Origin of the sequence: Niallia sp. Man26 (genome assembly GCF_022049065.2) — a bacterium.
Classification (GTDB): Bacteria; Bacillota; Bacilli; order Bacillales; family Cytobacillaceae; genus Niallia.
Map to the genome: position 1 here is coordinate 1,498,127 of NZ_CP095743.1, position 24,847 is coordinate 1,522,973.

Annotated in this window: 26 protein-coding genes and 1 pseudogene; 20 read left to right on the forward strand and 7 right to left on the reverse strand. The window is 39.6% G+C overall.

Features of this window, described 5'->3' with window-relative positions; translation table 11 throughout:
• Window positions 1-130: 130 nt before the first annotated feature.
• The 16 genes and pseudogenes from yfmF to L8T27_RS07525 form a co-directional block, all read left to right on the forward strand.
• Window positions 131-1,408, forward strand: coding sequence for an EF-P 5-aminopentanol modification-associated protein YfmF (yfmF, locus tag L8T27_RS07450; RefSeq protein WP_237941197.1), 1,278 nt, complete (start codon window positions 131-133; stop codon window positions 1,406-1,408).
• Window positions 1,408-2,694 carry an EF-P 5-aminopentanol modification-associated protein YfmH gene (gene yfmH, locus L8T27_RS07455; protein ID WP_237941198.1) on the forward strand — a complete coding sequence of 429 codons (1,287 nt, stop codon included), beginning with the start codon at window positions 1,408-1,410 and terminating at the stop codon, window positions 2,692-2,694. Before yfmF ends, yfmH begins: the two co-directional genes overlap by 1 nt.
• 86 nt (window positions 2,695-2,780) lie before the next feature.
• Window positions 2,781-3,503: an elongation factor P 5-aminopentanone reductase gene (gene ymfI / locus L8T27_RS07460; RefSeq protein ID WP_233314336.1), complete on the forward strand. Its 723-nt coding sequence runs from the start codon at window positions 2,781-2,783 to the stop codon at window positions 3,501-3,503.
• Between the two features lie 93 nt (window positions 3,504-3,596).
• The gene (locus L8T27_RS07465) at window positions 3,597-3,857 is read left to right on the forward strand and encodes a DUF3243 domain-containing protein (protein WP_233314335.1); all 261 of its coding nucleotides are present in this window, start codon (window positions 3,597-3,599) and stop codon (window positions 3,855-3,857) included.
• 271 nt (window positions 3,858-4,128) lie between these two features.
• The gene (locus L8T27_RS07470) at window positions 4,129-4,920 is read left to right on the forward strand and encodes a YmfK family protein (protein ID WP_233314334.1); all 792 of its coding nucleotides are present in this window, start codon (window positions 4,129-4,131) and stop codon (window positions 4,918-4,920) included.
• A 20-nt stretch (window positions 4,921-4,940) separates the two neighbouring features.
• A complete protein-coding gene (locus tag L8T27_RS07475) occupies window positions 4,941-5,852 on the forward strand; it encodes a helix-turn-helix domain-containing protein (protein ID WP_233314333.1) in 912 nt (303 codons plus the stop codon).
• 246 nt (window positions 5,853-6,098) lie between these two features.
• Window positions 6,099-6,677 (forward strand): CDP-diacylglycerol--glycerol-3-phosphate 3-phosphatidyltransferase, encoded by a 579-nt coding sequence (gene pgsA, locus L8T27_RS07480; protein WP_233314332.1) that lies wholly within the window; start codon window positions 6,099-6,101, stop codon window positions 6,675-6,677.
• A 92-nt stretch (window positions 6,678-6,769) separates the two neighbouring features.
• The gene (locus L8T27_RS07485) at window positions 6,770-8,011 is read left to right on the forward strand and encodes a competence/damage-inducible protein A (protein ID WP_237941199.1); all 1,242 of its coding nucleotides are present in this window, start codon (window positions 6,770-6,772) and stop codon (window positions 8,009-8,011) included.
• Between the two features lie 181 nt (window positions 8,012-8,192).
• Window positions 8,193-9,242, forward strand: a complete 1,050-nt coding sequence (recA, locus tag L8T27_RS07490) for a recombinase RecA (RefSeq protein WP_233314330.1) — start codon at window positions 8,193-8,195, stop codon at window positions 9,240-9,242.
• A 441-nt stretch (window positions 9,243-9,683) separates the two neighbouring features.
• A complete protein-coding gene (gene rny / locus L8T27_RS07495; RefSeq protein ID WP_233314778.1) occupies window positions 9,684-11,255 on the forward strand; it encodes a ribonuclease Y in 1,572 nt (523 codons plus the stop codon).
• A 140-nt stretch (window positions 11,256-11,395) separates the two neighbouring features.
• Window positions 11,396-12,193, forward strand: coding sequence for a TIGR00282 family metallophosphoesterase (locus L8T27_RS07500; protein WP_237941200.1), 798 nt, complete (start codon window positions 11,396-11,398; stop codon window positions 12,191-12,193).
• A 207-nt stretch (window positions 12,194-12,400) separates the two neighbouring features.
• Window positions 12,401-12,661 (forward strand): stage V sporulation protein SpoVS, encoded by a 261-nt coding sequence (gene spoVS / locus L8T27_RS07505; RefSeq protein ID WP_016201204.1) that lies wholly within the window; start codon window positions 12,401-12,403, stop codon window positions 12,659-12,661.
• A gap of 192 nt (window positions 12,662-12,853) precedes the next feature.
• Entirely contained in the window at window positions 12,854-13,789 is a 936-nt protein-coding gene (locus L8T27_RS07510) for a dipeptidase (RefSeq protein WP_233314328.1), read from the forward strand.
• A 180-nt stretch (window positions 13,790-13,969) separates the two neighbouring features.
• Window positions 13,970-15,514, forward strand: a complete 1,545-nt coding sequence (gene miaB / locus L8T27_RS07515) for a tRNA (N6-isopentenyl adenosine(37)-C2)-methylthiotransferase MiaB (protein ID WP_233314327.1) — start codon at window positions 13,970-13,972, stop codon at window positions 15,512-15,514.
• Between the two features lies 1 nt (window position 15,515).
• Window positions 15,516-15,905 (forward strand): YlbF/YmcA family competence regulator, encoded by a 390-nt coding sequence (locus L8T27_RS07520; protein ID WP_233314326.1) that lies wholly within the window; start codon window positions 15,516-15,518, stop codon window positions 15,903-15,905.
• 271 nt (window positions 15,906-16,176) lie between these two features.
• Window positions 16,177-16,530: pseudogene (locus L8T27_RS07525) on the forward strand (IS3 family transposase); the annotation flags it as partial.
• 63 nt (window positions 16,531-16,593) lie between these two features.
• Here L8T27_RS07525 and L8T27_RS07530 read toward each other — a convergent pair.
• From L8T27_RS07530 to L8T27_RS07545, 4 genes are all read right to left on the reverse strand, one after another.
• Window positions 16,594-16,938 carry a hypothetical protein gene (locus tag L8T27_RS07530; protein ID WP_233314325.1) on the reverse strand — a complete coding sequence of 115 codons (345 nt, stop codon included), beginning with the start codon at window positions 16,936-16,938 and terminating at the stop codon, window positions 16,594-16,596.
• A gap of 107 nt (window positions 16,939-17,045) precedes the next feature.
• Entirely contained in the window at window positions 17,046-17,315 is a 270-nt protein-coding gene (locus L8T27_RS07535; protein ID WP_185766892.1) for a hypothetical protein, read from the reverse strand.
• A gap of 38 nt (window positions 17,316-17,353) precedes the next feature.
• The gene (locus tag L8T27_RS07540; RefSeq protein WP_233314324.1) at window positions 17,354-17,734 is read right to left on the reverse strand and encodes a hypothetical protein; all 381 of its coding nucleotides are present in this window, start codon (window positions 17,732-17,734) and stop codon (window positions 17,354-17,356) included.
• A gap of 62 nt (window positions 17,735-17,796) precedes the next feature.
• The gene (locus tag L8T27_RS07545) at window positions 17,797-17,949 is read right to left on the reverse strand and encodes a hypothetical protein (RefSeq protein WP_248574476.1); all 153 of its coding nucleotides are present in this window, start codon (window positions 17,947-17,949) and stop codon (window positions 17,797-17,799) included.
• Between the two features lie 425 nt (window positions 17,950-18,374).
• Here L8T27_RS07545 and L8T27_RS07550 point away from each other — a divergent pair, with 425 nt between their 5' ends.
• Complete coding sequence (locus tag L8T27_RS07550; protein ID WP_237941203.1) at window positions 18,375-18,899, forward strand: SRPBCC family protein; 525 nt, start codon at window positions 18,375-18,377, stop codon at window positions 18,897-18,899.
• Window positions 18,900-18,951: 52 nt separating this feature from the next.
• Here L8T27_RS07550 and L8T27_RS07555 read toward each other — a convergent pair whose 3' ends face one another.
• On the reverse strand, window positions 18,952-19,725 hold the full coding sequence (locus L8T27_RS07555; protein ID WP_233314322.1) for a class I SAM-dependent methyltransferase: 774 nt from the start codon (window positions 19,723-19,725) through the stop codon (window positions 18,952-18,954).
• Between the two features lie 125 nt (window positions 19,726-19,850).
• Here L8T27_RS07555 and L8T27_RS07560 point away from each other — a divergent pair, with 125 nt between their 5' ends.
• Entirely contained in the window at window positions 19,851-20,714 is an 864-nt protein-coding gene (locus L8T27_RS07560) for a LysR family transcriptional regulator (protein WP_237941204.1), read from the forward strand.
• An 8-nt stretch (window positions 20,715-20,722) separates the two neighbouring features.
• Here L8T27_RS07560 and L8T27_RS07565 read toward each other — a convergent pair whose 3' ends face one another.
• The gene (locus L8T27_RS07565) at window positions 20,723-20,983 is read right to left on the reverse strand and encodes a hypothetical protein (protein ID WP_233314320.1); all 261 of its coding nucleotides are present in this window, start codon (window positions 20,981-20,983) and stop codon (window positions 20,723-20,725) included.
• Window positions 20,984-21,145: 162 nt separating this feature from the next.
• Between L8T27_RS07565 and L8T27_RS07570 the strand changes: the two genes are divergently transcribed.
• Both L8T27_RS07570 and L8T27_RS07575 read left to right on the forward strand, forming a co-directional pair.
• Window positions 21,146-21,886, forward strand: a complete 741-nt coding sequence (locus L8T27_RS07570) for a MurR/RpiR family transcriptional regulator (protein WP_237941206.1) — start codon at window positions 21,146-21,148, stop codon at window positions 21,884-21,886.
• Between the two features lie 179 nt (window positions 21,887-22,065).
• Window positions 22,066-23,520, forward strand: a complete 1,455-nt coding sequence (locus L8T27_RS07575) for a glycoside hydrolase family 1 protein (protein WP_237941207.1) — start codon at window positions 22,066-22,068, stop codon at window positions 23,518-23,520.
• A gap of 33 nt (window positions 23,521-23,553) precedes the next feature.
• Here L8T27_RS07575 and L8T27_RS07580 read toward each other — a convergent pair whose 3' ends face one another.
• On the reverse strand, window positions 23,554-24,672 hold the full coding sequence (locus L8T27_RS07580) for a GerAB/ArcD/ProY family transporter (RefSeq protein ID WP_233314317.1): 1,119 nt from the start codon (window positions 24,670-24,672) through the stop codon (window positions 23,554-23,556).
• Window positions 24,673-24,847 lie beyond the last annotated feature (175 nt).

Below are 24,847 nucleotides of genomic sequence, written 5' to 3' on the forward strand. Positions count from 1 at the left end.
TGATTTGCACGAAAGAAACTTGAAAACGTGTGCTTAACAAAGTTATAGTAAGAATATCCTTTGTATTAGAGTCAATACTATAGTTATAAAAATATGCATTTTTTAGTGCAGTGAACTTAGGAGGTAGCCCATGAGTGTTGCTGAAGAGAAAGTCAGGAAATACGGCGGATATAATCTGCATACTGTTAAGACAGAGAAGTTTAAAACAAATAATATTGTCGTAAAGTGGAAGGCTCCCATTACAGAAGAAAGTGCTACATTAAGGGCTCTTTTGCCGTATGTCCTGCAAAACAGCTCCAATAAGTACCCAAATACCGCAACACTTCGTTCATATTTGGAAGAGTTATATGGAGCGACATTTTTTATTGACCTTTCCAAAAAAGGTGATTATCAAATTATTTCCTTCTCCTTAGAAATAGCTAATGAAAAGTTTTTGAGCAATCCAGACCCGCTGCTGAAAAAAGGCGTCGATTTTTTGGCGGAAATTCTTTTTAACCCTAACGGAGATGGAAAATCCTTTGTAGCAAAAATAGTCGAAGATGAAAAAAGGGCCTTGAAGCAAAGAATTCAATCCATTTATGATGACAAAATGAGGTATGCTAATTTCCGTTTAGTAGAAGAAATGTTTAAAGGAGAGCCATATGCTTTAGGTGTAAACGGCATTGCTGATAAGGTAGATCCTATCACAGCAGAAGAACTGTATCAATACTATGAGAAATCGCGACAAGAGGATCAAATCGATGTATTTGTTGTAGGAGATATTGATGAAGAGGAAATAGCCTCTTATATAAGCACAAAGCTGCCATTTGCTGATAGAACGGCTTCCGAACATACGAGGGCGGTACATAAGGAAGTAAAGGAAAAGGAAGTAAAGGAAGTTCAAGATGTGAAACAAGGCAAACTTCATATCGGTTACAGAACAAATGTTGTGTATGGGGATGAAGATTATTTTGCTTTGCAAATATTCAATGGCATTTATGGCGGCTTTTCCCACTCCAAGCTTTTCCTTAATGTAAGAGAAAAAGAAAGTCTTGCTTACTATGCTGCAAGCCGGATTGAAAGTCATAAAGGCTTGTTGATGGTTTTGTCAGGGATTGACCAGCAAAATTATGAAAAGGCTGTATCTATCATTAAGGAGCAGTTAGAGCTAATGAAAAAGGGTGATTTCACTGATGATGAAATTATGCAGACAAAGGCAGTCACTCATAATCAAATACTTGAAACACTTGATACAGCAAGAGGTATGATTGAGGTGTTCTACCATAATGCAGTAAGCGGTGTAAAAGTGGATATGTCCCAATGGCTGCAATCCATCAGCAAGGTAACGAAGGAAGAAATTCAAAGTGTTGCTAATAAAATCGAATTGGATACAATCTATTTCCTATCAGGATCGGAGGGGAATAACTAATGGAAAAAATCTCTTTTGAACAGCTGCAGGAAGAACTTTTCTTTGAAGAGCTTGATAATGGGCTTAAAGTCTATATTCTCCCGAAAAAAGGCTTCAACAAAACATTCTGTACGTTTACAACAAATTACGGGTCTGTTGACAACATGTTCGTCCCGTTGAACGGAACAGAATATAAAAAAGTTCCAGATGGCATCGCTCATTTTCTAGAGCACAAGCTTTTTGAGAAGAAGGACCGTGATGTCTTCCAAGAGTTCAGCAAAAACGGAGCTTCTGCTAATGCATTTACCTCCTTTACAAGAACGGCTTATTTATTTTCTAGCACACAGAATGTTGAAAACAACCTAGAAACATTAATTGATTTTGTGCAAGATCCATATTTCTCTGAACAGACAGTTGAAAAGGAAAAAGGTATTATCGGCCAAGAAATTACCATGTATGATGATAATCCTGACTGGCGTTTGTATTTTGGCTTGATTGAAAACATGTATAAAAACCATCCTGTTAAAATTGATATTGCAGGTACAATTGAGTCGATATCACATATTACAAAGGATTTGCTGTATGAGTGCTATGATACTTTTTATCACCCTAGCAATATGCTCTTGTTTATTGTCGGTCCGGTAGATCCTAACGAATATATGGAAAGTATTAAAGCAAACCAGCAGAAGAAGGACTATACGAAAAAGTCGGAAATAAAAAGGCAGTTTGAGGAAGAACCACTAGAGGTGCATAAAAAGAAACAAGTGCTTAATATGAATGTGCAAACATCCAAATGCCTTGTCGGCGTTAAAGCAGTGGACACCGAGCAGCAAGGTGCTGAAATGCTGAAGAATGAGCTGTGTATTAACACGTTGCTCGACTTGCTTTTCTCTAACAGCTCCGAAAATTATCAACATCTGTTTTCTGAAGGGTTGATTGATGATACCTTCTCTTATGATTATACACAGGAAAAGGGCTTTGGCTTTGCGATGGTCGGCGGAGATACAAGCAAGCCGGATGAACTTGCAGAGCAAATTCAAAAAATACTTCTAGAGGCAAAATCAACTGCGATTCAAAAGGAAACGCTTGAACGGTCGAAAAAGAAACGAATCGGAACCTTCCTTCGTGCCGTTAATTCACCTGAATATATTGCGAATCAGTTTACAAGATATTCCTTCAATGATATGAATTTATTTGATGTTGTCGGAACGATTGAACAAATAACTGTAGAGGACATTCAGGCAGCTGCACAGCGGTTTATTGACGAAGACAGAATCACTGTCTGCCAAGTTGTGCCAAAGGCATAGCATAAGGCAGTTAACAGCAAAAAGGAAATGGGATGAAACCCACTTCCTTTTTTGCTGTACACATTAGAAATGACGGAGTGAACAAAATGGGGAAACATATTTTAATTACAGGAGCAACAGGGGAAATTGGCACAGCCATTGCAAAATTGCTAGCAAGCAAGGGGTATTCCTTGTATTTGCATTATAACCAGAATGAGGAGGCTATCCGAAAACTACTTGAAGAGATAGCGCCATTTGGTCAAGATTATATAGCAATAAAAGCTGACTTAAGCAAACGGGATGGATATAAACAAGTGATAAATTCGATTTTTTCCCTTGATGGTATCGTGTATGCCAGCGGAGTGAGTGTTTACGGAATGTTGGCGGATACGACTGATGAAATAATGGACCAGCTATGGAATCTACATGTCGCTTCCTTAATATCTGTCACAAGGGAGCTTTTGCCGAAAATGACACAAAAGCAAGCTGGCAATATTGTCGCTATATCTTCGATTTGGGGACAAATCGGTGCATCGATGGAGGTTGCTTATTCCACTGTAAAGGGTGCCCAACTATCCTTCGTTAAGGCATTGAGCAAGGAAGTTGCCAGAAATGGTATTCGCGTTAATGCTGTGGCACCTGGTGCTATCGATACAAAGATGCTCGGCATGTTTACAGCTGAAGAAAAGGAATGGATGGCAGAGGAAATTCCGATGGGCAGGCTTGGAAAGGCAGAGGAAGTCGCACAAAGCGTTTTATTTTTGCTGTCTGGCGACTCCTCTTATTTAACAGGACAAGTATTATCACCAAATGGCGGCTGGCATGTGTAAAAGATTTTTTCCTAAGTTGTTATGCATATAATTCGGTTGAACAATCCAAAATAACTATGTAATACAACTTACAGAATGGAAAGGAGTACCTCTATGTCTATATTGCAAAACTGGGATCAATGGAAAGACTTTTTAGGTGACCGCCTTAATCATGCACAAAACGAAGGAATGAACAAAGGCGTTATTGGTGATCTTGCATTCCAAATTGGTGATTACTTATCAAACCAAGTAGAACCAAAAAACGATCAGGAAAGAATTCTTGCTGATCTTTGGTCTGTTGCTTCTGAAGAAGAGCAGCATGCAATTGCGAACATGATGGTCAAGCTTGTTCAAAACAACGGAACTGACCGTTAATTAGGGTTATTTTTCGAGGCGGCTATATCTATAGGGAGATCCGTAAAAAGCAAGAAGGCAATTAAAGCTATTCCTTTTTTTCATTTTATGGTCACCTTATGGATAAGCTGCCTCTTTTCCTTTTTGAAAAACAGCTTCAAATAATACATAGCTGCACATGCTTCTAATTTTATCGGAAAGTGCTTGGTTTTTTCTTTCATCTTTAGGAACTTTCCTTTATTATTATATAGAGTTAAAAAAACGAACAGAACAAGATTTGGGGAGGATTTTTTTGAGAGAGAAGGAATGGTATCTGGAATATGAAATCCAAAAAAATCGACCTGGACTACTCGGGGAAATATCATCATTGCTAGGTATGCTTTCCATCAATATTATTACCATCAATGGGGTCGATGATGGGCGGAGAGGCCTTTTAATGACAACAACCGATGATGAGCAGGTGAGGCGTCTGGAATCCATCCTTTATACGATGGACACGATCAAGGTGTTCAAGCTCCGTGTGCCGACTCTTCGGGACAAAATGGCTGTGCGTCATGGCAGATACATACAAAGAGATGCAGATGACAAAAAAACATTTCGGTTTGTCCGCACTGAACTGGGGCTATTGGTCGATTTTATGGCAGAACTGTTTAAGCTCGAAGGACATCGGCTAATAGGGATAAGAGGAATGCCCAGGGTTGGCAAAACAGAATCGATTGTCGCAGCAAGCGTCAGTGCTAACAAAAGGTGGCTTCCAGTCAGCTCAACGTTATTAAAACAGACTGTCAGAAGTTCACTGATTCAAGATGAGTATAGTGAGAACAATCTTTTTATTATAGATGGAGTTGTTTCTAGCAAGCAGATAAACGAGAAGCATTGGCAGCTGATCAGGGAAGTGATGCGCCTTCCTGCTGTCAAAGTGGTCGAGCATCCGGATGTGTTTGTTCATAATACGGAATATTCACTAGATGATTTTGATTATATTATCGAGCTTCGTCATGAGCCGAATGAAGAAATCATCTTAGATGTCCGCAAAAAGAATGCGCTGCTTTTACAAAATGAGTTTCAAGGATTTGATTTTTAGCAAGTTGGAAGGTGTTATTTGTGAGTGAACTAGGAAACAGATTAAAAGAAGCAAGGCTTGCAAAAGGCTTAAGCCTTGAGGAGCTGCAAGAAATTACAAAAATACAAACCCGTTATCTTATCGGGATTGAAGAGGGCAACTTCAGCATGATGCCCGGGAATTTTTATGCCAGAGCGTTCATTAAACAATATGCGGAAGCAGTAAATTTGCCTGCTGATGACTTGTTTGAAGAATATAAGAGCGAAATCCCGTCAAGCGGCAATGAGGAAATACCAGAGAAGCTCTCAAGGGTGACATCAAGACAAACGATGTCAGAAGGCGGATCAAAGGTATTTGATATATTGCCGAAGATTCTTATCACATTGCTCGTTATTGGTGTGGCTGCCATTGCATGGTATTTCATATCAAAAGGTGGCAATGGTGACTCTGCTGCAGAGAATGAAAACGCCCCAACAGAAGCGAAGTATGGCGAGTCAGAAACGCTGAAGGATACGGAAAACAGCGAGGCGAAAGATGACAATGCCTCTGAAGAAAAAGCGGCCGATACAGCAACTAAAGAAGATGAGCCTGCTGAAGAAGAGGAAGAGGAAACGCCTAAGCAGGAAATTACCGTTAGCGGAACAAGCGGAAGCGCCTCTACATATGAATTGAAAAATGCGGACAAGTTCAGCGTCAAGCTTGTTTCAACAGGACAGACATGGGTGAACATGCAAAACGGCAAAGGGTATTCTTTCTTCCAAGGCATTCTCGATAAAGATGGAGAAGAATCTAAGACAGTAGATTACTCGAAGGAAACAGAAGCGGTGCTTGTCATCGGTAACAGCAGTCAAACAGAGGTTTATGTTAACGATGAGAAAATCGATTTTGCTGTTTCGCCGTCAGATTCCGTACGCCAAGACATCACAATCAAGTATGTCAAGGATAGTGAATAACAAAAAACATTTAGCAAGAAAAAAGGGCTGTGTAATCGGCTCTTTCTTGCTTTTTGCAGACTTCTTTCTTAATATGCAGCATGTTTAGAGAGTCTGCTAGGTCACTATATTTCGCTTTTTTTATTATTATTGGGTATAATACTAATGTTTTCATACTATTTTGGCTAATTTTGCGTAACGTAAGTCTTCTTTGACTGGCCAATGATGAAATAACGCTATTTTTGTACATAAAACGGAGGAAGTAAGATGAATTTACCTAACAAAATAACCATTTCAAGAATACTGTTAATTCCGGTATTTTTAGTCATTATGCTTGCAGACTTTTCTTGGGGCGAACTGGAGCTGCTTGGCGTTTCATTGCCTGTGACTCATTTTGTCGGCGCACTTCTGTTCATTTTGGCATCGACAACAGATTGGGTTGACGGCTACTTCGCACGAAAATATAATCTCGTGACAGACTTGGGCAAATTTCTTGACCCTTTGGCAGATAAACTGCTTGTATCAGCTGCTCTAATTGTACTTGTAAGTTTTGATATGGCTTCTGCCTGGATTACTATTGTCATTATCAGCAGAGAATTTGCTGTAACAGGGCTGCGTGCTATTCTTGCAAAAGGCGGAGAAGTGGTCGCTGCAAACATGCTTGGGAAAATAAAGACATGGGCACAAATCGTCGCAATTTCCGCATTGCTTTTGCACAACATGATTTTTGAATTGATTGGACTACAATTCGATCAAATCGCTTTATGGGTTGCTTTAATCTTTACAATCTGGTCTGGTTGGGACTATTTCGCTAAGAATAAGCATGTTTTTGCTAATTCTAAATAATTTTCAGCAGAAATTAACTTTTGAATTAAAGGCAAGTTGGGAATAAGGAAAGAGACACCCATATATGGGAGAGAGAAAGGGGAAATGAACGGATGAATGCAGAAATCATAGCTGTTGGTTCTGAGCTACTGCTCGGTCAAATCGCCAACACAAACGCCCAATATATTTCAAAGCAACTGGCAAATCTCGGAGTAAATGTTTATTATCACACAGCGGTTGGGGACAATTCAACCCGCTTGGAGGATGCGATTAAGATTGCCGAGTCTCGTTCAGATCTTCTTATTTTTACCGGGGGCCTTGGTCCTACAAAGGATGATTTGACGAAGGAGACAATCGCTTTGCATCTTGGGAAAAAGCTTGTCTTTGATGAAGATGCTCTCCATTCAATCGAGCAATACTTTGTGCGTTCTAAGCGCACGATGACAGAAAATAACAAGAAGCAGGCGCTAGTACTGGAAGGCTCCCGCATACTTGCAAATGATCATGGAATGGCGCCTGGAATGTTCCTTGAAAAAGACAGCCGTTTCTACATGCTCCTTCCTGGTCCGCCTAAGGAAATGCAGCCAATGTTCGATGTATACGGCTATCAGGCACTGCAGGAAAAGCTGACAACAAAAGAGCTTATCGTCTCAAGAGTGCTGCGCTTTTTCGGCATAGGAGAATCGCTGCTGGAAACAGAAATTGTTGATTTGATTGATAAGCAGTCAAATCCGACAATCGCACCGCTGGCTGGCGAAGGGGAAGTCACTCTCCGCATAACATGCAAGCATGATTCACAAGAGGAAGCAGAGCGTTTAATTGATGCTGCTGAAACAGAGATTTTTGAACGTGTCGGCGAATTCTTCTATGGGTATGATGACACGACTCTTGCTAAAGAGCTTTCTAAGGAATTAGAGAAACACGGACTGACTGTCGCTGCGGCCGAAAGCCTCACCGGCGGATTGTTCCAGCAGGAAATGACGAACATCCCAGGAGCAGGCGTTGTTTTTGGCGGTGGAGTGGTCTGCTATACGAATGAAGTGAAGCAAAATGTTCTTTCTGTTAAGGAAGAGACTATTAAGAAACACGGTGTTGTAAGTGAGCAGTGTGCAATCGAACTGGCTGAAAACGTCGCTAAACTGATTGGCACAGATATCGGAATCAGCTTCACAGGAGTCGCTGGTCCTGATGAGTTAGAAGGGCATCCGGTTGGAACTGTTTATATCGGAATTGCTGTGAAAGGAAAACCGACTATTTCAGAAAAGCTTCTTCTTGGAGGAGGACGTTCGGCAAACAGAAGCAGATCGTCAAAATACGGACAATTTTTCCTGCTTAAAGAATTGAAGAAGCTGTAATTAGCACTCCTGGCTCGTTTCTTAGTTATGGTGCAGCATTTTAAAAAAAACGAATGAATGTTCTACTTTTTGCTGTACAAACTCGGAGAAAAAGAGTATATTTAATATATATTCTTGAACACCAAATGAATCTGCCGAATGGGAAATGATTCATTTTTATATATTAAAGGAGGAGAATTTTTTGAGCGATCGTCAAGCTGCTTTAGAAATGGCATTAAAACAAATAGAGAAACAATTTGGTAAAGGTAGTATCATGAAATTAGGAGAACAGACAGACCGGGTTGTCTCCACTATTCCGAGCGGTTCATTAGCATTGGATGCAGCACTTGGGGTTGGCGGATATCCACGAGGCCGTATTATTGAAACCTATGGTCCTGAAAGCTCAGGTAAAACGACTGTTGCTCTACATGCAATTGCAGAAGTTCAAGCAACTGGTGGACAAGCTGCATTTATCGATGCAGAGCATGCGTTAGACCCTGTTTACGCACAAAAGCTCGGTGTAAACATTGATGAGCTGCTTCTTTCTCAGCCGGATACGGGAGAACAAGCGCTTGAAATCGCGGAAGCATTGGTAAGAAGTGGTGCCGTTGATATCCTTGTTATCGATTCCGTTGCAGCACTTGTACCTAAAGCGGAAATTGAAGGAGAGATGGGTGATTCCCATGTTGGTTTGCAAGCTCGCTTGATGTCACAAGCGCTTCGTAAGCTTTCAGGTGCAATCAACAAATCGAAAACAATCGCGATTTTCATTAACCAGATTCGTGAAAAAGTCGGCGTTATGTTCGGAAACCCTGAAACAACACCAGGTGGCCGTGCATTGAAATTCTATTCAACTGTTCGCTTAGAAGTTCGCCGTGCTGAAACACTTAAACAAGGTACGGATATAGTCGGAAATAAAACGAAAATCAAAGTTGTGAAAAATAAAGTAGCACCGCCGTTCCGAGTTGCGGAAGTCGACATCATGTATGGAGAAGGTATATCCAAAGAAGGCGAGACAATTGATCTTGGTTCTGAGCTGGATATTGTTCAAAAGAGCGGATCTTGGTATTCTTATAATGATGAGCGTTTAGGCCAAGGCCGTGAAAATGCGAAGCTTTTCCTTAAAGAAAACAAAGATATTCTTCTTGAAATTCAGAAGAAGATTCGTGACCACTACGGTTTGGATAACGAAGTTGTCTTAAAACCAGGACAAGATGAAGAAGACCAAGAGTCTTTTGAATTAGTAGACTAACGTAAAGGATAGGATAGCGGTCACTAGACTGCTATCCTTTTTTCGTTATTTGAAAAACAGCTAAAGGTGCTGTTTAGGTATTTTTTTCCTGTCTATACTAGTAATACGAATCGATTTTATCTGAGGGTTGGGAATTAGAATCTATTCGTTTCGCAACAGTTTTTTACAAGAAGAGAGAAAGATGTATAATTTACCAGTAAATGCTAGATTATGCATAGGCGAATAAGATGAAACCCCTTAAATTAGTGTCTATCCTCCTAATTCAAGCTCTTGACAATGAATTGGCACAACTATACAATTATATTGTATATTTTACATTTTTATGAGTATGAAAAACCTAGAAACTATGTGCTAGGGCAGTATTTTCGCTTTAAAAAGAACTATAAGCCAATACTTTTAAAATCGTAACAACACAATTTAATAGCAAGAGGAGGTGAAATGATGGAAACCAATACAATTATCATCTCCATTTTGCTTGGCCTAATCGTAATTGCCGTTGTTGGCTTTGTTGTATATTTTATTCGTAAGTCCAATGCTAATGCAAAAATTGCTAATGCGACAATGACTGCTGAACAAATGATTGAAACTGCAAAACGTGAAGCAGAAGCATTGAAAAAAGAAGCTTTGTTAGAAGCAAAGGATGAGATTCACAAGCTTCGCAGTGAAGCAGAACTAGAAGTTCGTGATCGAAGAAATGAACTACAAAAACAAGAAAATCGTTTATTGCAAAAAGAAGAAAACCTTGACCGTAAGGGAGAGGCGCTTGATAAACGGGAAACAATTTTAGAAAAGAGGGACGATTCTCTTAATAAAAGACAACAGCATATGGAAGAGATGGAGAGCAAAGTGGATGAGATGGTTCGCAAGCAGCAAACTGAACTAGAGCGCATTTCCGGTTTAACTCGCGAAGAGGCAAAATCCATCATTTTAGACAAAACAGAGCAAGATATCGCCCATGATATCGCTATAATGATTAAAGAAAGCGATACAAGAGCAAAAGAGGAAGCAGACAAGAAAGCGAAAGAAGTTCTGTCGCTTGCTATCCAAAGATGTGCCGCAGATCATGTTGCCGAAACAACTGTATCCGTGGTTAACTTGCCTAATGATGAGATGAAAGGCCGAATCATCGGTAGAGAAGGGCGCAACATTCGTACGCTTGAGACACTTACTGGAATTGATTTAATTATTGATGACACACCAGAAGCTGTCATTCTTTCAGGTTTTGACCCTATCAGAAGGGAAACAGCAAGACTGGCCCTTGATAAGCTTGTGCAGGATGGCCGCATCCATCCAGCTCGCATTGAGGAAATGGTCGATAAGGCAAGACGTGAAGTTGATGAACATATCCGTGAAATCGGTGAACAGACAACATTTGAAGTTGGTGTACATGCACTTCACCCTGACTTGATCAAAATTCTCGGCCGTTTAAAATTCAGAACAAGCTACGGCCAAAATGTGCTGAAACACAGTATAGAGGTTGCACAGCTTTCAGGTATACTTGCTGCGGAACTTGGGGAAGATGAAACACTTGCGAGAAGAGCAGGATTGCTCCATGACATCGGAAAAGCTATTGACCATGAAGTCGAAGGAAGCCATGTTGAAATTGGGGTAGAACTTGCCACCAAGTATAAAGAACATCCTGTGGTTATTAATAGCATTGCTTCCCATCATGGCGATACAGAGCCTACTTCTATTATTGCGGTACTTGTTGCTGCTGCTGATGCACTTTCAGCTGCAAGACCTGGTGCCCGCAGAGAGACACTAGAGAATTATATTCGCCGTCTCGAAAAATTAGAAGAAATCTCTGAATCATATGATGGTGTTGAGAAGTCGTTTGCTATTCAAGCAGGCCGTGAAATACGAATAATGGTTAAACCTGACTTGATTGACGATTTGGAATCACATCGATTAGCACGTGATATCCGCAAAAAGATCGAAGAAGAGCTGGATTATCCAGGACATATCAAGGTTACAGTTATACGTGAAACAAGAGCTGTTGAATACGCAAAATAAAAAAACGGTGCCATGTGCACCGTTTTTATTTTGAAAAGCTGTATAAGAGAAAAAGAATGAATGTATGTTAAACTTAAGAGAACCTAGTTTGGATAGGAAGCTGCCATATTTGGCAGGGCTTCATAGAAAGGATTTATATTATGCATATTTTATTTATAGGCGATGTGGTCGGATCGATGGGAAGGGACATGATTAAAGAATATGTGCCGAAGCTGAAGGAAAAATACCGCCCTCAATTGACGATTATTAATGGTGAAAATGCTGCTGGCGGCAAAGGGATTACAGAAAAAATTTACCGCGGCTTTTTAGAGGTAGGAGCTCAAGCGGTGACTTTAGGTAATCACACTTGGGATAATCGGGAGATTTTTGATTTTATTGATGAAGCCAAATATTTGGTGAGACCAGCCAATTTTTCGGAGAATAATCCTGGCAAAGGCATGGTTTTTGTCAAAATCAATGATATAGAAGTAGCTGTCATCAATCTGCAAGGAAGAACCTTCATGAATCCAAGTGATGATCCATTTGTAAAAGCAGATGAACTGATTGCTGAAGCGAAAAAACGAACAGATATTATCTTTGTTGATTTTCATGGAGAGGCAACAAGTGAAAAGCAGGCAATGGGCTGGTACTTAGATGGCAGGGTTACAGCAGTTATCGGAACACATACCCATGTACAAACAGCTGATAACCGCATCCTTCCGCAAGGAACAGCATTTATGGCAGATGTCGGCATGACAGGCCCCTATGACGGCATATTAGGAATGGAACGGTCAGCTGTCATTAACAGATTTTTGACAAACTTGCCGACACGCTTTGAGCCGCCAAAAGCAGGAAGAGCGACTTTGAGTGCATGTCTGATCGAGGTGGACAAAAAAACCGGCAAAGCGAAAAAAATCAACCGAATCCTTATTAATGAAGATCATCCATTCTTCTCTTAATAAAGTGGAAACCGAAACGTAAAGTTTCGGTTTTTTTATTTTGTTATACAGTGTTTTACGCAATTTAGGATTATTTTTCCTAAATTTTTGTCCAAGCTGGAATAAGTGTTTTAAAAGCAGAATATAGTAGCAATGGAATGATATATATCCTGATGTGTTCTATTAATATGCTGAACATGCGGGGGGGTTAACAAGGAGGAGCTAGAAATGGAGATATTAAAGGTTTCAGCAAAGTCTAGTCCCAATTCTGTAGCTGGTGCGCTTGCAGGTGTTCTGCGTGAAAGAGGCGGAGCAGAAATCCAAGCTATTGGTGCAGGTGCATTGAATCAAGCTGTTAAAGCAGTTGCTATCGCAAGAGGGTTTGTAGCACCTAGCGGAGTGGATTTAATTTGTATCCCAGCCTTCACTGATATCGTTATTGACGGTGAGGAACGAACAGCCATCAAGCTTATTGTAGAGCCTAGATAAACAGGCGAAAAATAGGCAAATGAACAAACCATAACCCTGTTAACACTGCTCTTTTACATAGTAAATAGCCGGCAGAGGAATAAGGGACTGAACCTGTATGATTAGCCATACAGGTTCTTTTTTTAGCAAGTAGGCGCTTTTGGATAAAAGCAGAATATAATATAGTTAATTATGATTTCACGAGGTGAGAAGATGGCAGCATTGCCTTTTTTTGATGGACATTGTGATGTGTTGTTTAAAATGTTTTTAGACCAGAAGATTCACTTTCATGAAAGCAACAAACTGCAAGTTACCTATAAGGGATTACGCAGCAGCGGAGCAAAGGTTCAATGCTTTGCGATTTATCTGCCTGAATCCGTGCATCCTGATGTGCGCTTTGATGCAGCCTTGAGAATGGTTGATATCTTTTATGAACAAATCTTAAAACCGAATCCGCTTTTAAAGCTAATTAAAAGCCAACAGAATATTGATTCCCTATTGCCGGATGAAATCGGTATTGTCTTAACATTAGAAGGGTGTGAAGCAATCGGGGAGGATTTAGTTAAGCTTAAAACCTTGCTGCGTCTTGGCGTTACCTCTGTTGGACTGACTTGGAATCACGCCAACGCTGTAGCCGATGGAGCGATGGAGCCCAGAGGGGCTGGGCTGACTGTCTTTGGCAAAGAAGTAGTGAAAGAGCTTAATAGTCAGAAAGTCTGGTGCGATGTCTCCCATCTTTCAGAAAGAGGCTTTTGGGATACACTGGAAGTGGCAGACTACCCATTCGCTTCTCATTCGAACGCGTACACATTATGTCCTCATCCAAGAAACTTGCGAGATGATCAAATAAAAGCGCTGATTGATGTGAACAGTGTTATCGGCATCACATTTGTTCCACCTTTTTTGAGCGGAACAGACTCTGCGGCGCTAACAGATGTGATTCGGCATGTAGATTATATTTGTTCATTAGGGGGCGAGGATCATGTGGGATTCGGCTCCGATTTTGATGGCACAGACTCATTTGTGTGCGGCCTCGAGTCCATTTATGGCTATGAAAATCTAATCAATGAACTGTTAAAATACTATACTACCAGTCAGACAGAAAAGTTTCTGTTTCAGAACATGAAAAAACGGTATCCACACGAGTAGCCAACATTCGTTCATCCAGTATGCTCTAAGAACCTTCCTATTGTGTTCATAGCTTGAAAGGCTTATACTAATATAATGTAAACTTGTCAAAACTAGCATATGAATGCGTTAATGGGAAATTTTTCAACAAAAGCTTATGGATGATAATGACATCTCATCGATAAGAGAGGAGTATGTTAAATGAACGAAAAACAGCGTTTAGAAACTCAAAAATTGGATACTGTTACTTCAACGGTTAAAAAACCTGAAAAAGACTACAGCAAATATTTTGAAACTGTCTATACACCTCCATCCTTAAGGGATGCAAAGCGCAGAGGAAAGGAAGAAATCCGTTATGAAAATGACTTTGTGATTTCTGAACAATTCCGCGGTATGGGAGAAGGACGGAAGTTTTATATCCGCACATTCGGCTGCCAGATGAACGAACATGATACAGAAGTAATGGCAGGTATTTTCTTAAGTTTAGGCTATGAGCCGACGAATACAGTAGAGGATGCGAATGTCATCCTGCTGAACACATGTGCAATTCGTGAAAATGCAGAAAATAAAGTGTTCGGTGAGCTTGGTCATCTTAAGTCTCTGAAAACAGAGAAGCCTGATCTCCTACTTGGCGTTTGCGGCTGTATGTCTCAAGAGGAATCTGTCGTTAATAAAATTTTAAAAACATATAACCAAGTTGATATTATCTTTGGAACTCATAATATTCACCGTTTGCCAAACATCCTTCATGAAGCTTATATGTCCAAGGAAATGGTCGTAGAAGTATGGTCGAAGGAAGGGGATGTTATTGAAAACCTTCCGAAAGTACGTAATGGACAGATTAAAGCATGGGTTAATATTATGTACGGCTGTGATAAGTTCTGTACATACTGTATTGTGCCTTATACTCGAGGCAAGGAAAGAAGCCGACGTCCTGAGGATATTATTCACGAAGTCCGTCAGTTGGCAGCACAAGGCTATAAGGAAATCACACTCCTAGGACAGAACGTTAATGCATATGGTAAAGACTTTACAGATATGAACTACCGTCTAGGTGACTTGATGGATGAAATCAGCAAAATCGATATTCCGCGCATTCGTTTTACAACAAGCCATCCGCGCGACTTTGATGACCATTTGATTGAAGTTTTGGCTAAAGGCGGCAATATGGTTGAGCATATTCATTTGCCAGTACAATCAGGTTCTTCTGATGTATTGAAAATCATGGCTCGAAAATATACGAGAGAGCAGTATTTAGAGCTTGTTCGCAAAATGAAAGCAGCGATTCCAAACTTGACGTTAACAACAGATATCATCGTCGGCTATCCAAATGAAACAGAAGAGCAATTCCAAGAAACACTTTCTTTATATGAAGAAGTTGGCTTCGAAGCTGCTTATACGTTCATTTATTCACCGCGTGAAGGAACTCCTGCTGCCAAAATGAAGGACAATGTGCCGATGGAAGTGAAAAAGGAACGTCTGCAGCGCTTGAATGCATTGGTGAATGCAAAATCAGCTGAATCCATGAAGAGCTATAAAGGCCAAATCGTGGAAGTACTTGTAGAAGGCGAAAGCAAAAAACAATCGGATGTGCTTGCAGGCTATACGCGCAAAAACAAGCTTGTGAACTTTGTCGGTCCGAAATCAGCAATCGGCAAGCTCGTATCAGTTAAAATTACAGATGCGAAAACTTGGTCATTAAATGGTGAAATGATTGAGATTATCGAAGCTGTAGAGGCAAACTGAGATGGCTAAATATTCTAAAGAAGAAATATTGAAGCGGACAGAAGAGCTTGCCAAAATGATTCAGGAAACAGAAGAGGTTGATTTTTACATACGTGCGGAAAAACAAATCAACCAAAACAGTAAAGTGAATGACCGAATTGCTCAGATTAAAAAGCTGCAGAAGCAAGCAGTAAATTTGCAGCATTATGGAAAAATTTCAGCACTGAAGGAAACAGAAGCGAAGATTGATGCACTTCAAGCAGAAATTGACGAGATACCGATCGTATCAGAATTTAAAGAATCACAAAAAATTGTCAATGACATGCTGCAGCTCGTGACGAAAACAATTGCCAACAATGTTGTTGATTCCTTTGATGATATAAATACAACAAACAAAAATAAACTTCATTAAGAAGCATGTTAAAAAGCCAACAATGTTGAACTGCGCCCCAATTGGTAGACTCTGTCTAACAATTGGAGGTGCAGTTTTTTTATGACTAAATACAAGTGATATAAAATTAAATATTGTCCAAGGCTTCAACCCGAAAGTAATTGCCACTAATGGATACTGCATTCTTTTTAAAATCCCTAGTTATACAATGGTGTATAATTAGCAGAGATAAATGAAGGTTGGCGATATAGAAGCCCCTGAACCGCAAGAAAAGGGGCATCCATCCGTAAAAAAACCAACCTATTCACTTGTTTCGGAGATGTTAGAGAAAGCCCTTGAACGTTCACCAGAAGAGCAAATCAGATCAAGGCTGGCATTACCAGATGAAACAATATCATCATGCCCTCCAAAAAAGAGGAATGAAACAAAGTATGTCTCATAAAGGAAACTGTTACGATAGCTCAGTGATGGAGAATTTCTTCGGGATGATGAAATCAGAATTCCTTTAATATAAGGAATTCGAATATGTAGAACATCTTAAATAAGAACCTTGAAAAATATATGGAATATTATAATGCCAAACGGATAAGGCAAATTCAAAATGAGTCCGGTACAATACCGAACTCATTTTGAGCAAGCTGTCTGATGAAATAACCGTACATAACTTTTAGGGGTCACTTCCATGTTGTTGGCTTTTTATCTTTTACAGTTATTTATTATTAAGAATGTTGATTGCTTGCAGGAATGCTTTCCTGTATTCCTGCTGTTCCTTCATCGCAGTCTCGAGAGTAGTCAGCAAGGATTTGTTTAGCTGTCTTGTTTCTCTATCTCGATTGTTACTTTGCTGAATAGTATTTAAAAGAAAGGTGTAAACAAGCATTAAGCTCGAATAATTGTCCACATAGGTTAAACTGACTGCACTGCCGCCATTTCCTCCTTCTGCGTGTGTGTTGACAGAAGGTGCTCCTGATTCAAGGATTTTGTCAACAAGCTCCTCTGGCACGCCTAATTCCTGCAGCTTTTCCTTCGTTAAGCCAATGTTCTTTTCCGCCATGTTCCCACTTCCTTTCGTTTATGTAATATATATAAGATAAGAAGGGCAGTCATGCCCATAATTGACGAATCAATCACGGAAATGCTGCCCGGAAATTTTGATTAGTATTAAGCTTCGTTCACCTGTTCAGGGTTGTTCTCGTTGAAAGAAACAGCAGTAGCATCACCAGCACTGTTTGCATTTACAAGAATTCCGCCAATGAAGAAGTTCAACAAGTTTACACCTACAGCAGCTCCTCCAGCAGCACCAGCAGCAGAAAATTGGTTAGCTAGGTTACCGTTACCTTGAGTAGCGTTTGTAAATGCACGAAGTTCTGTACCGTTACCAGAGCCAGAACGGCTTCTTTTGTGAGAATCAGATGTGCATCCAGACAACATATGATTTCACCTCCTTTCAAGCAACATTTCTTTTTTTGTTATTTCTTTATGAAATTAGAAAGGTCTAATGAGAAAAGTGATTTTCCATTTACATTTACTTTTAAATTTCCTTCCTCATTTGAAGCGTCAATGACAGGTAGCTTTTCTTTCAGCTTGCTGAGGTTATCCTCATTCAGCAAGTCTTTAATGGAATTAATATTTAGTGTATTGACTGCTTTTTCCTTTATCGCATCCACACTTTTATTCGCAACAGTGTCTGTGACCTTGCTGCTGAGCTTTTTTGCCAAGCCGCCCATTTCTTCTGTCATCTTGTTCATGAACTGCTCGACATATGCTGCTCTTTCTTCATTTGAAACTTCTTTTCCATTTACATTAAACTTTAAATCGAATTGATCTTTTATATTGAATTTCCCTGCCAACTCCCTCACCCCCTTGCCGTATAGTACAGTATATAAAAACGAGACCAAGCTGTATCCGCGAATTAATCAGTGCAAACGCATATTTTTAAGACAACAATACAAATAAGCCTTGGAAAGCGTTCTTGAACCTTAAAAAACAACAAAAGGGTTAGAGTTTTCAGCATTTGCTGCTTAACATCACTGCTTTTTTCTTTATTTTTATTTTTATCATTCATTTTTATTGAGCCACTTGCCTTTGCAGTCAGACTGTCAGGTGCAAGTTGTTCGACAGGGAAGAGTATGAAGAAGGGCGAAGAGGAGCAGCAGTCATTTACTGCAAGCCTCATAAATAAAGCGCCGAATATAGAAGACACTTGAGTATGTGAAAAAGCAGGAACAAAGTGATGATCCATTTATCAGCAGAGAGGGGCACTCATCTATATGAAGAAGTTTGTAGTGTTCATCCTTGTGCCGAAGATGCCTTAACATAAAGAATCACAGTTGAATGGTTATCCGTACACAGCTCCTGTTCAACCCTCGTGCCGCATACTAAGTTCATCGTGTGACACAGCAGGATTTCAATGAGTATTGCTAGAATGTAAACGATAGGAAACTTATCTTTGCTGCTAGAAAAACAGGATCAAATATTTGGAGGTATGTTATGTCTGAAAAGCAAACTTTTGAGCATATAGTCTATTACACGGAAGGTAATAATCTTGTAATAGAGAGAAAGTTTAAGGCACCTAGAGCAGCGGTTTTTAAGGCCTATTCCGACTCAGCACTGATAGAGGCTTGGTGGGGACCAGAGGGCTGGAAAACTAAAAATACAAGCTTTGAATTCAAGCAAAATGGCGTATGGCATTATTGCATGACTTGTACAGATGAAAATCAGGGAGATTTTTTTGGGCAGGAATCTTGGGGACTTGCAGTGTATAAGAAAATGGTTGCACCAGAAGTCATACTCTATACAGATGCGTTCTCAGATAAGGACGGAAATGTTGCTCCTGACATGCCGGAAATGCAGATCAGCGTCTTTTTCAAGGAAGAAAGCCAGCAAACACTTCTTGAAATTAAGAGCGCCTTTGCTTCAGAGGAAGCGCTGATGCAAGTGTTGGAAATGGGTGTTGTCCAAGGCATGGAATCCCAATTCTGCCGTCTGGACGAATTGCTTGCTAATGGCTTATAAACTAAACAAACAGAATGCCTTTAATAACAGCATTCTGTTTTTTATTTATTGTTTATTCCTTCATACCGATGACTCGAATTCGTTTATAGTCGGCTATCCATGTGCCATCCACATATAAATCTGCTCTTAATTTAGCTTCTACACTTTTAATAATCTTATTTTTTGTGCTCTCTGCCATTCCTGCAAAAAATGCTCCACCAAACATCTCCAGCCAGTTATACAGACCGTTTTCACCAATAAAAGGTGTTGGCCTGTCAAAATGCTGTGCATAAATACAGCGGAATCCTATTTGCTCCATTTTGGTTGTATACTCAGCAATACTCGGGAAATACCAGGGATACTTATCCCAGTCAAAGGTCAACCCGCAAGCAGCGATTTCTGATAGAACTGCTTCTGAAATCTTTTGCACATTGCCTTTTCCACCGAATTCGGCAACAAACCTTCCTCCTTGCTTTAAACTTGTATAAATGGAAGCTAATGCTTGCTCAGGAGGCTTAACCCAATGAAGTGTCGCATTGGAAAAAACAGCATCAAATTCCTCGGTATATGGAAGGTTTGTCGCATCGCCTACAAGGAAGTTCAGATGAGGGTACTTCTTTTTTGCGGTAGCAATCATATTCGGCGAGTTATCCATGCCAAGAACTTCACAGTTGCTCGCAGATAACTTGTTTGCCAAATCTCCTGTGCCGCAGCCAAGATCCAATATTTTTTCCCCAGCTTTCGGAGCAAGGAGGCTGACTAAATCACCTCCGTAGTTTGATACGAATGAATGTTTTTCATCGTATAAGCCTGCATTCCACATGTCTTGCTTACTTATGCTGTTCATCGTCTTTCCCCTTTCTTTCGTATATGTATATTTCTGTAATTAGATTATAATGGGAATAACATTGTTTGGAAATTAACAAAAAACGAAGAAATTAATAACGGATAGTTATTAGAGAGTAGGTTAACATGGATATTAAATGGCTTAAAACGTTTATTGTTGCTGCAAAGCATGAGAATTTTCGCATCGCATCAGAGGAGCTGTTTTTGACACAGCCTGCTGTCACAAAGCATATTAAAAGATTGGAAGAAACATTGCATACAGAATTGTTTGATAGAATCGGCAAAAGTATTTCGCTCACATCAGCTGGTCATCATTTTCTGCCCCTTGCTATGGAAATGATGGATAAATATGAGCAAGGCTTGGAGAGTTTTGAATCGTGGAAGCAAGGTTATGTAAAAAAACTGACTATCGCAGCAGCACCGCAAATCGCTTCAAGCATTTTGCCGTCGATTTTACGCAGCTTTATGGACCAATACCCGGATATTGAGGTACTTGTCCGCGTGGTGAGCTCCTATGAAATGGGGGAAGAAATCAGCCTATTAAAAGCAGATATCGGATTATCACGTTTAAAGCCTATCCAAGCTAGTCTACATGTCGAAACCCTTCATGAAGATAAAGTAATGCTTATAGCGCCTCCTCAAAAGCAAAAGGAGGAAGGGGAGGTGCTAAAAAAATATAGGTTAATTACGCATAATCATCCAGAATATTGGGAGGATCTGCTACATGTCATTAAAAGAAATTATCCTGCTGTCAGGACGATGATGGTAAATCAAATGGAAATAACGAAGCGATTTATAGGAATTGGACTCGGTGTATCTTATCTGCCTTACACGACTGTTATGGAAGAAATAAAGGAAGCCAGGCTAATGGAAGTAAAGGCGGATAAAATATCGCCCCCAGCATCAACTACCTATTTATTGTCGAAGGTGATAACAAAGGAGGCAAATTTATTCATTTCGTTTTTAAAAAGACAGATTGCGACCATGTAGGAGAACTGCTATAAGTTCTCTGCTAGAATAATTTTTTCTAGTTCTCTATGAAAATGCAGCTTTTGAACATGGTCAGCTAGAATCTTGTTTACATCCGTTTCTTTTATGAATGCACGAACAGCACTATTCATTTGCAGCATTGTTCCATATTTGTTTAAAAGCTGCATATACATTGTCTCTTTTTGAAGCAGCTTGTATTTTTTATAAAGTGATCGAGAGGGCGAAGCGGAAAAAATACCTATTATCAGGCTGAACAATAAATCTAACAATTTCATGCAACTCCGTTTATATTAAAGTTTTTTGTCTTTGTTACTATCTACGTGCAAGCAGTCAAAGAAGTTTCTTTATTAAAAGAAAATAATAGTTTTGCTTACTCCAAAAGTTTCAGCAAGTGTGAATAGTATGGTAGAATTGCATTCGAGGTGGTAAAAATGGAGCAGCTGATTTATACGCTGTTGGCATATATCAACAATTCCTTGAACAAGGATATTAATTATCATGTAGCAAGAGGTCTTCTTGAACATATTCATGAGATTGAAAGCTTCTCACTCGAAAGCGCTGCAGATGCTTGTCATGTGGCACCATCTACGATTAACCGCTTTTGTAAGAGAATTGGATTCCGGAATTTTTCTAGCATGCGCAACAGTGTCAATATCCCAATTGATGCATCACTTAACGAAACGAATCATACTCCACTACATACACATGAACTGTTTCAGCAATTAAACGAAAATCTTGCCATGATTGATCAAATACCGCTAGAGCAGATTGATCGCATTGCAACACGTATCAAAAAATCAAAAAGAATCATCATACTAGGTTTTGAGAAATATCAAGTCCAAGCGATGGAACTGCAGAAGAAGTTGCTTCTTTTAGGTAAGCTGAGTGAGTGCGGCACCAATTTCTTTAAACAAATGGATGCATTAGCAGAGCTCGGCGAGGATGACCTCATTATTACGATTTCCATTCAAGGGAATATATTTTCTGCCTATTTTCCATTTATTGAAAAATTCAAGGCTGCACAAGGTCAAAAGCTCCTTATAACGTTTTCGGACGAGCTTGGTAAATTAGGCGTTTTCGATGAAATCATCCAATGTGGCAAAATAGAAAACTCAAGCGTGAGCAGTTATACACTTCTGAGGCTGTTTGATGTGCTCTTTTCCCGTTATTAACTGGTCTCATTCAGACCAGTTCCCCCCGTTGACAGCAGATAGGTGTTGGTCTATCAGCTTTAATTCTTAGTGACGTGAATAATAGTTTTTATAAAGCCAATAAGCTGGTCTTAATCAGACCAGTTTTTCTTGTGGAATACTAGTATCATAGATTTATAAACATACTAGGAGGCATTGATATGAAAAAAAGTCATTTTCCTGAAGGATTTTTATGGGGCGGAGCAACAGCAGCTAATCAGCTCGAAGGGGCTTATAATGAAGGCGGAAAAGGATTATCTATTTTCGATATGGTAGCATTCGTGCCGAAGGAAGAAAGAAATCATGAAATTGAAATGGATGTAAGAAGTGAAGAGGAATTAGAAGAGCTGCTTGCTGGAAAAGGCGGAGATAACTTCCCAAAACGCCGCGGCATTGATTTCTATCATCGTTATAAGGAAGATATTGCGCTTTTTGCGGAAATGGGCTTCAAAACATTCCGTATGTCGATTTCTTGGCCGCGTATTTTTCCAAATGGAGATGAAACGGTACCGAATGAAGAGGGCCTAGCATTTTATGACAGAGTGTTTGATGAACTGCAAAAATACGGAATTGAGCCATTAGTAACATTGTCTCATTATGAGCTTCCACTGAATCTTGTGCAGAAGTATAATGGCTGGACTGACCGCAGATTAGTAGACTATTTTGTGCATTATGCTGAAACCGTCTTCAACCGTTATAAAGATAAAGTGAAATACTGGCTGACATTTAATGAGATCAATGTTTCCACAATTTCACCGTATATCGGCAGCGGTATCCTCGTAGACCGTGTTGAAAACCGTGAACAGGCTGTTTACCAAGCACTTCACCATCAATTTGTGGCAAGTGCAAGAGCAGTTAAAGCTTGTCACGAAATCATTCCAGGTGCGCAGATAGGCTGTATGCTTGCCCGCATGGAAACATATGCTGAAACATGCAATCCAGATGATGTGCTTGCAGCATTGGATGAAGACCAAAAAAATCTTTTCTTCACAGACGTACAAGTGCGCGGTTATTATCCTAGCTATATGAACCGTTATTTCGAGGAAAATGATATCAAGATTGAAATGCTTCCAGGTGATGAAGAAATTCTGCTTCAGCATCCAGTTGATTTCTTGTCCTTCAGCTATTACATGACAATGGTATCAAGTGGTTCACCTGATAAAATGAAAGAAAAAGGTAACTTCTTTAGCGGCATTCCAAATCCTTATTTAGAAGCATCTGATTGGGGCTGGCAAATCGATCCGAAAGGATTGCGCATTACGTTGAAGAAAATGTATGACCGTTACCAAGTACCATTGTTCATTGTTGAGAATGGACTGGGTGCTTATGATAAAGTAGAGGAAGACGGCACTATTCAGGATGACTACCGAATTGATTACTTGCGTGCTCATATCGAACAAATGGGCGAAGCGATTAAAGATGGCGTAGATGTAATGGGCTACACTAGCTGGGGCTGTATTGATTTAATCAGTGCAGGTACGTCTGAAATGTCTAAGCGCTACGGCTTTATCTATGTAGATCAAGACGATTATGGCAATGGTACATTGGAAAGAAAGAAGAAAAAATCGTTTGACTGGTACAAAAATGTTATTTCCACAAACGGGGCAGAACTATAATTAAAATTAACGCCTTCTCACATGGAGAAGGCGTTAATTTTTGCTAGCAGGAATTTTATCCCTTTTGCTTGGTGCTTTTTTTACTAACAGGATGAACAATATAATTATGGGGATAAAAAATTGCAGCGGCAAGTTTAGAAAATAAGGAATAACCTGAAATCCCTCGAGGACATGATCCGCAATTCCCCGTGCAATAAATACCGTAAATAGCGTAATAATGCACATAATCGGCATAGTAAAATATCGATACGGAATTTTACATACATATTCTAGTCCCTTTAATCCAGCAAACATAAACACAGAGCTTTTCACCAATATGCCGAGCAAGATAATAAATGCTGTTATCGCATCAATTCTTTCGATAAATTCCCCAATTGCAACTAAGCGGGTTGCGCTTAACAGCGGAAAAGTCGCTCTTGATGCGATATTGCTTCCTAATGCAAGGGTAACGATTAATGTCGCCACAGTCAGAAAAAAGCCTGACATAATAACACCAAAGATTAACACATTATTGCTTTTTTTGAAGTTAGCAAGCAAAGGAAATATACAAGTAAATGCAATTATTTGACCGTATGGGCGCACAAGCTCATATGGAAATATTACTTTCAAAAGCGGCTTAACTCCACCTTCGAGTATAGGTGTTATGTTTTCAACAGAGAAATTTCTGCTTGCATACAGAAAAACGGCCAGTAAGATGAAAAAAATAATCGAATACGGCGTGAATATTTCAGTGGTTCTTCCAAGTACTTCAATTCCTGAATATAGGATATAGGCAATTGTCAGCATAAGTGCTAATGTCTGAACTTCGATAGGTGTGTTTGGCAGAATAACCGTCGATGTCATTTCAATAAAATCTCTGATGACACGGGCAGCCATATAAAAAAAATAAACGATGTATACAAAGCTAATCAAGACAGCAAGCGGTCTCTTAAAACAATACTCCATCAGTTCATATAAGTTCTTTTCTGGTAAAAACGAATGCATATAGTGATAGGCTAGTACAATCGCTATCCCAATAATGCAAGAGATTAATACAACAATCCAAGCGTCCTGCTTCCCTTTTAAACCGATACCAAGCACGACAGAGCTTCCCAAATTAAAGCAAATGACTAGGGCAAGCAGCTGATTTAATGAGATATTTTCCTTCATCATATGGGAAGTTTTCCCTCTTTCTTGGCCGATTTAGCCTTCTTGCACAAGAGTAGTATGTGTTAAAAATTTGTGATTATACTAATTGTTTCCATTCATCTATCTCGCTTATTAAAAGAGTAAAAAAGGCAGTAAAATCCTTCATTGTGAAAAGTATCAATATTTTTACTTTTCTGGT

Bases quoted from the DNA above. Each gene is read 5' to 3' on its own strand.
- yfmF (WP_237941197.1), top strand. From the start codon at position 131: ATGAGTGTTGCTGAAGAGAAAGTCAGGAAATACGGCGGATATAATCTG.
- L8T27_RS07575 (WP_237941207.1), top strand. From the start codon at position 22,066: ATGAAAAAAAGTCATTTTCCTGAAGGATTTTTATGGGGCGGAGCAACA.
- yfmH (WP_237941198.1), top strand. From the start codon at position 1,408: ATGGAAAAAATCTCTTTTGAACAGCTGCAGGAAGAACTTTTCTTTGAA.
- miaB (WP_233314327.1), top strand. From the start codon at position 13,970: ATGAACGAAAAACAGCGTTTAGAAACTCAAAAATTGGATACTGTTACT.
- L8T27_RS07570 (WP_237941206.1), top strand. From the start codon at position 21,146: ATGGAGCAGCTGATTTATACGCTGTTGGCATATATCAACAATTCCTTG.
- L8T27_RS07535 (WP_185766892.1), bottom strand. From the start codon at position 17,315: ATGTTGTCTGGATGCACATCTGATTCTCACAAAAGAAGCCGTTCTGGC.
- rny (WP_233314778.1), top strand. From the start codon at position 9,684: ATGGAAACCAATACAATTATCATCTCCATTTTGCTTGGCCTAATCGTA.
- spoVS (WP_016201204.1), top strand. From the start codon at position 12,401: ATGGAGATATTAAAGGTTTCAGCAAAGTCTAGTCCCAATTCTGTAGCT.
- L8T27_RS07500 (WP_237941200.1), top strand. From the start codon at position 11,396: ATGCATATTTTATTTATAGGCGATGTGGTCGGATCGATGGGAAGGGAC.
- L8T27_RS07530 (WP_233314325.1), bottom strand. From the start codon at position 16,938: ATGGCGGAAAAGAACATTGGCTTAACGAAGGAAAAGCTGCAGGAATTA.
- pgsA (WP_233314332.1), top strand. From the start codon at position 6,099: ATGAATTTACCTAACAAAATAACCATTTCAAGAATACTGTTAATTCCG.
- L8T27_RS07550 (WP_237941203.1), top strand. From the start codon at position 18,375: ATGTCTGAAAAGCAAACTTTTGAGCATATAGTCTATTACACGGAAGGT.
- L8T27_RS07580 (WP_233314317.1), bottom strand. From the start codon at position 24,672: ATGATGAAGGAAAATATCTCATTAAATCAGCTGCTTGCCCTAGTCATT.
- L8T27_RS07485 (WP_237941199.1), top strand. From the start codon at position 6,770: ATGAATGCAGAAATCATAGCTGTTGGTTCTGAGCTACTGCTCGGTCAA.
- L8T27_RS07560 (WP_237941204.1), top strand. From the start codon at position 19,851: ATGGATATTAAATGGCTTAAAACGTTTATTGTTGCTGCAAAGCATGAG.
- ymfI (WP_233314336.1), top strand. From the start codon at position 2,781: ATGGGGAAACATATTTTAATTACAGGAGCAACAGGGGAAATTGGCACA.
- L8T27_RS07510 (WP_233314328.1), top strand. From the start codon at position 12,854: ATGGCAGCATTGCCTTTTTTTGATGGACATTGTGATGTGTTGTTTAAA.
- L8T27_RS07520 (WP_233314326.1), top strand. From the start codon at position 15,516: ATGGCTAAATATTCTAAAGAAGAAATATTGAAGCGGACAGAAGAGCTT.
- L8T27_RS07555 (WP_233314322.1), bottom strand. From the start codon at position 19,725: ATGAACAGCATAAGTAAGCAAGACATGTGGAATGCAGGCTTATACGAT.
- L8T27_RS07465 (WP_233314335.1), top strand. From the start codon at position 3,597: ATGTCTATATTGCAAAACTGGGATCAATGGAAAGACTTTTTAGGTGAC.
- L8T27_RS07545 (WP_248574476.1), bottom strand. From the start codon at position 17,949: ATGAATGATAAAAATAAAAATAAAGAAAAAAGCAGTGATGTTAAGCAG.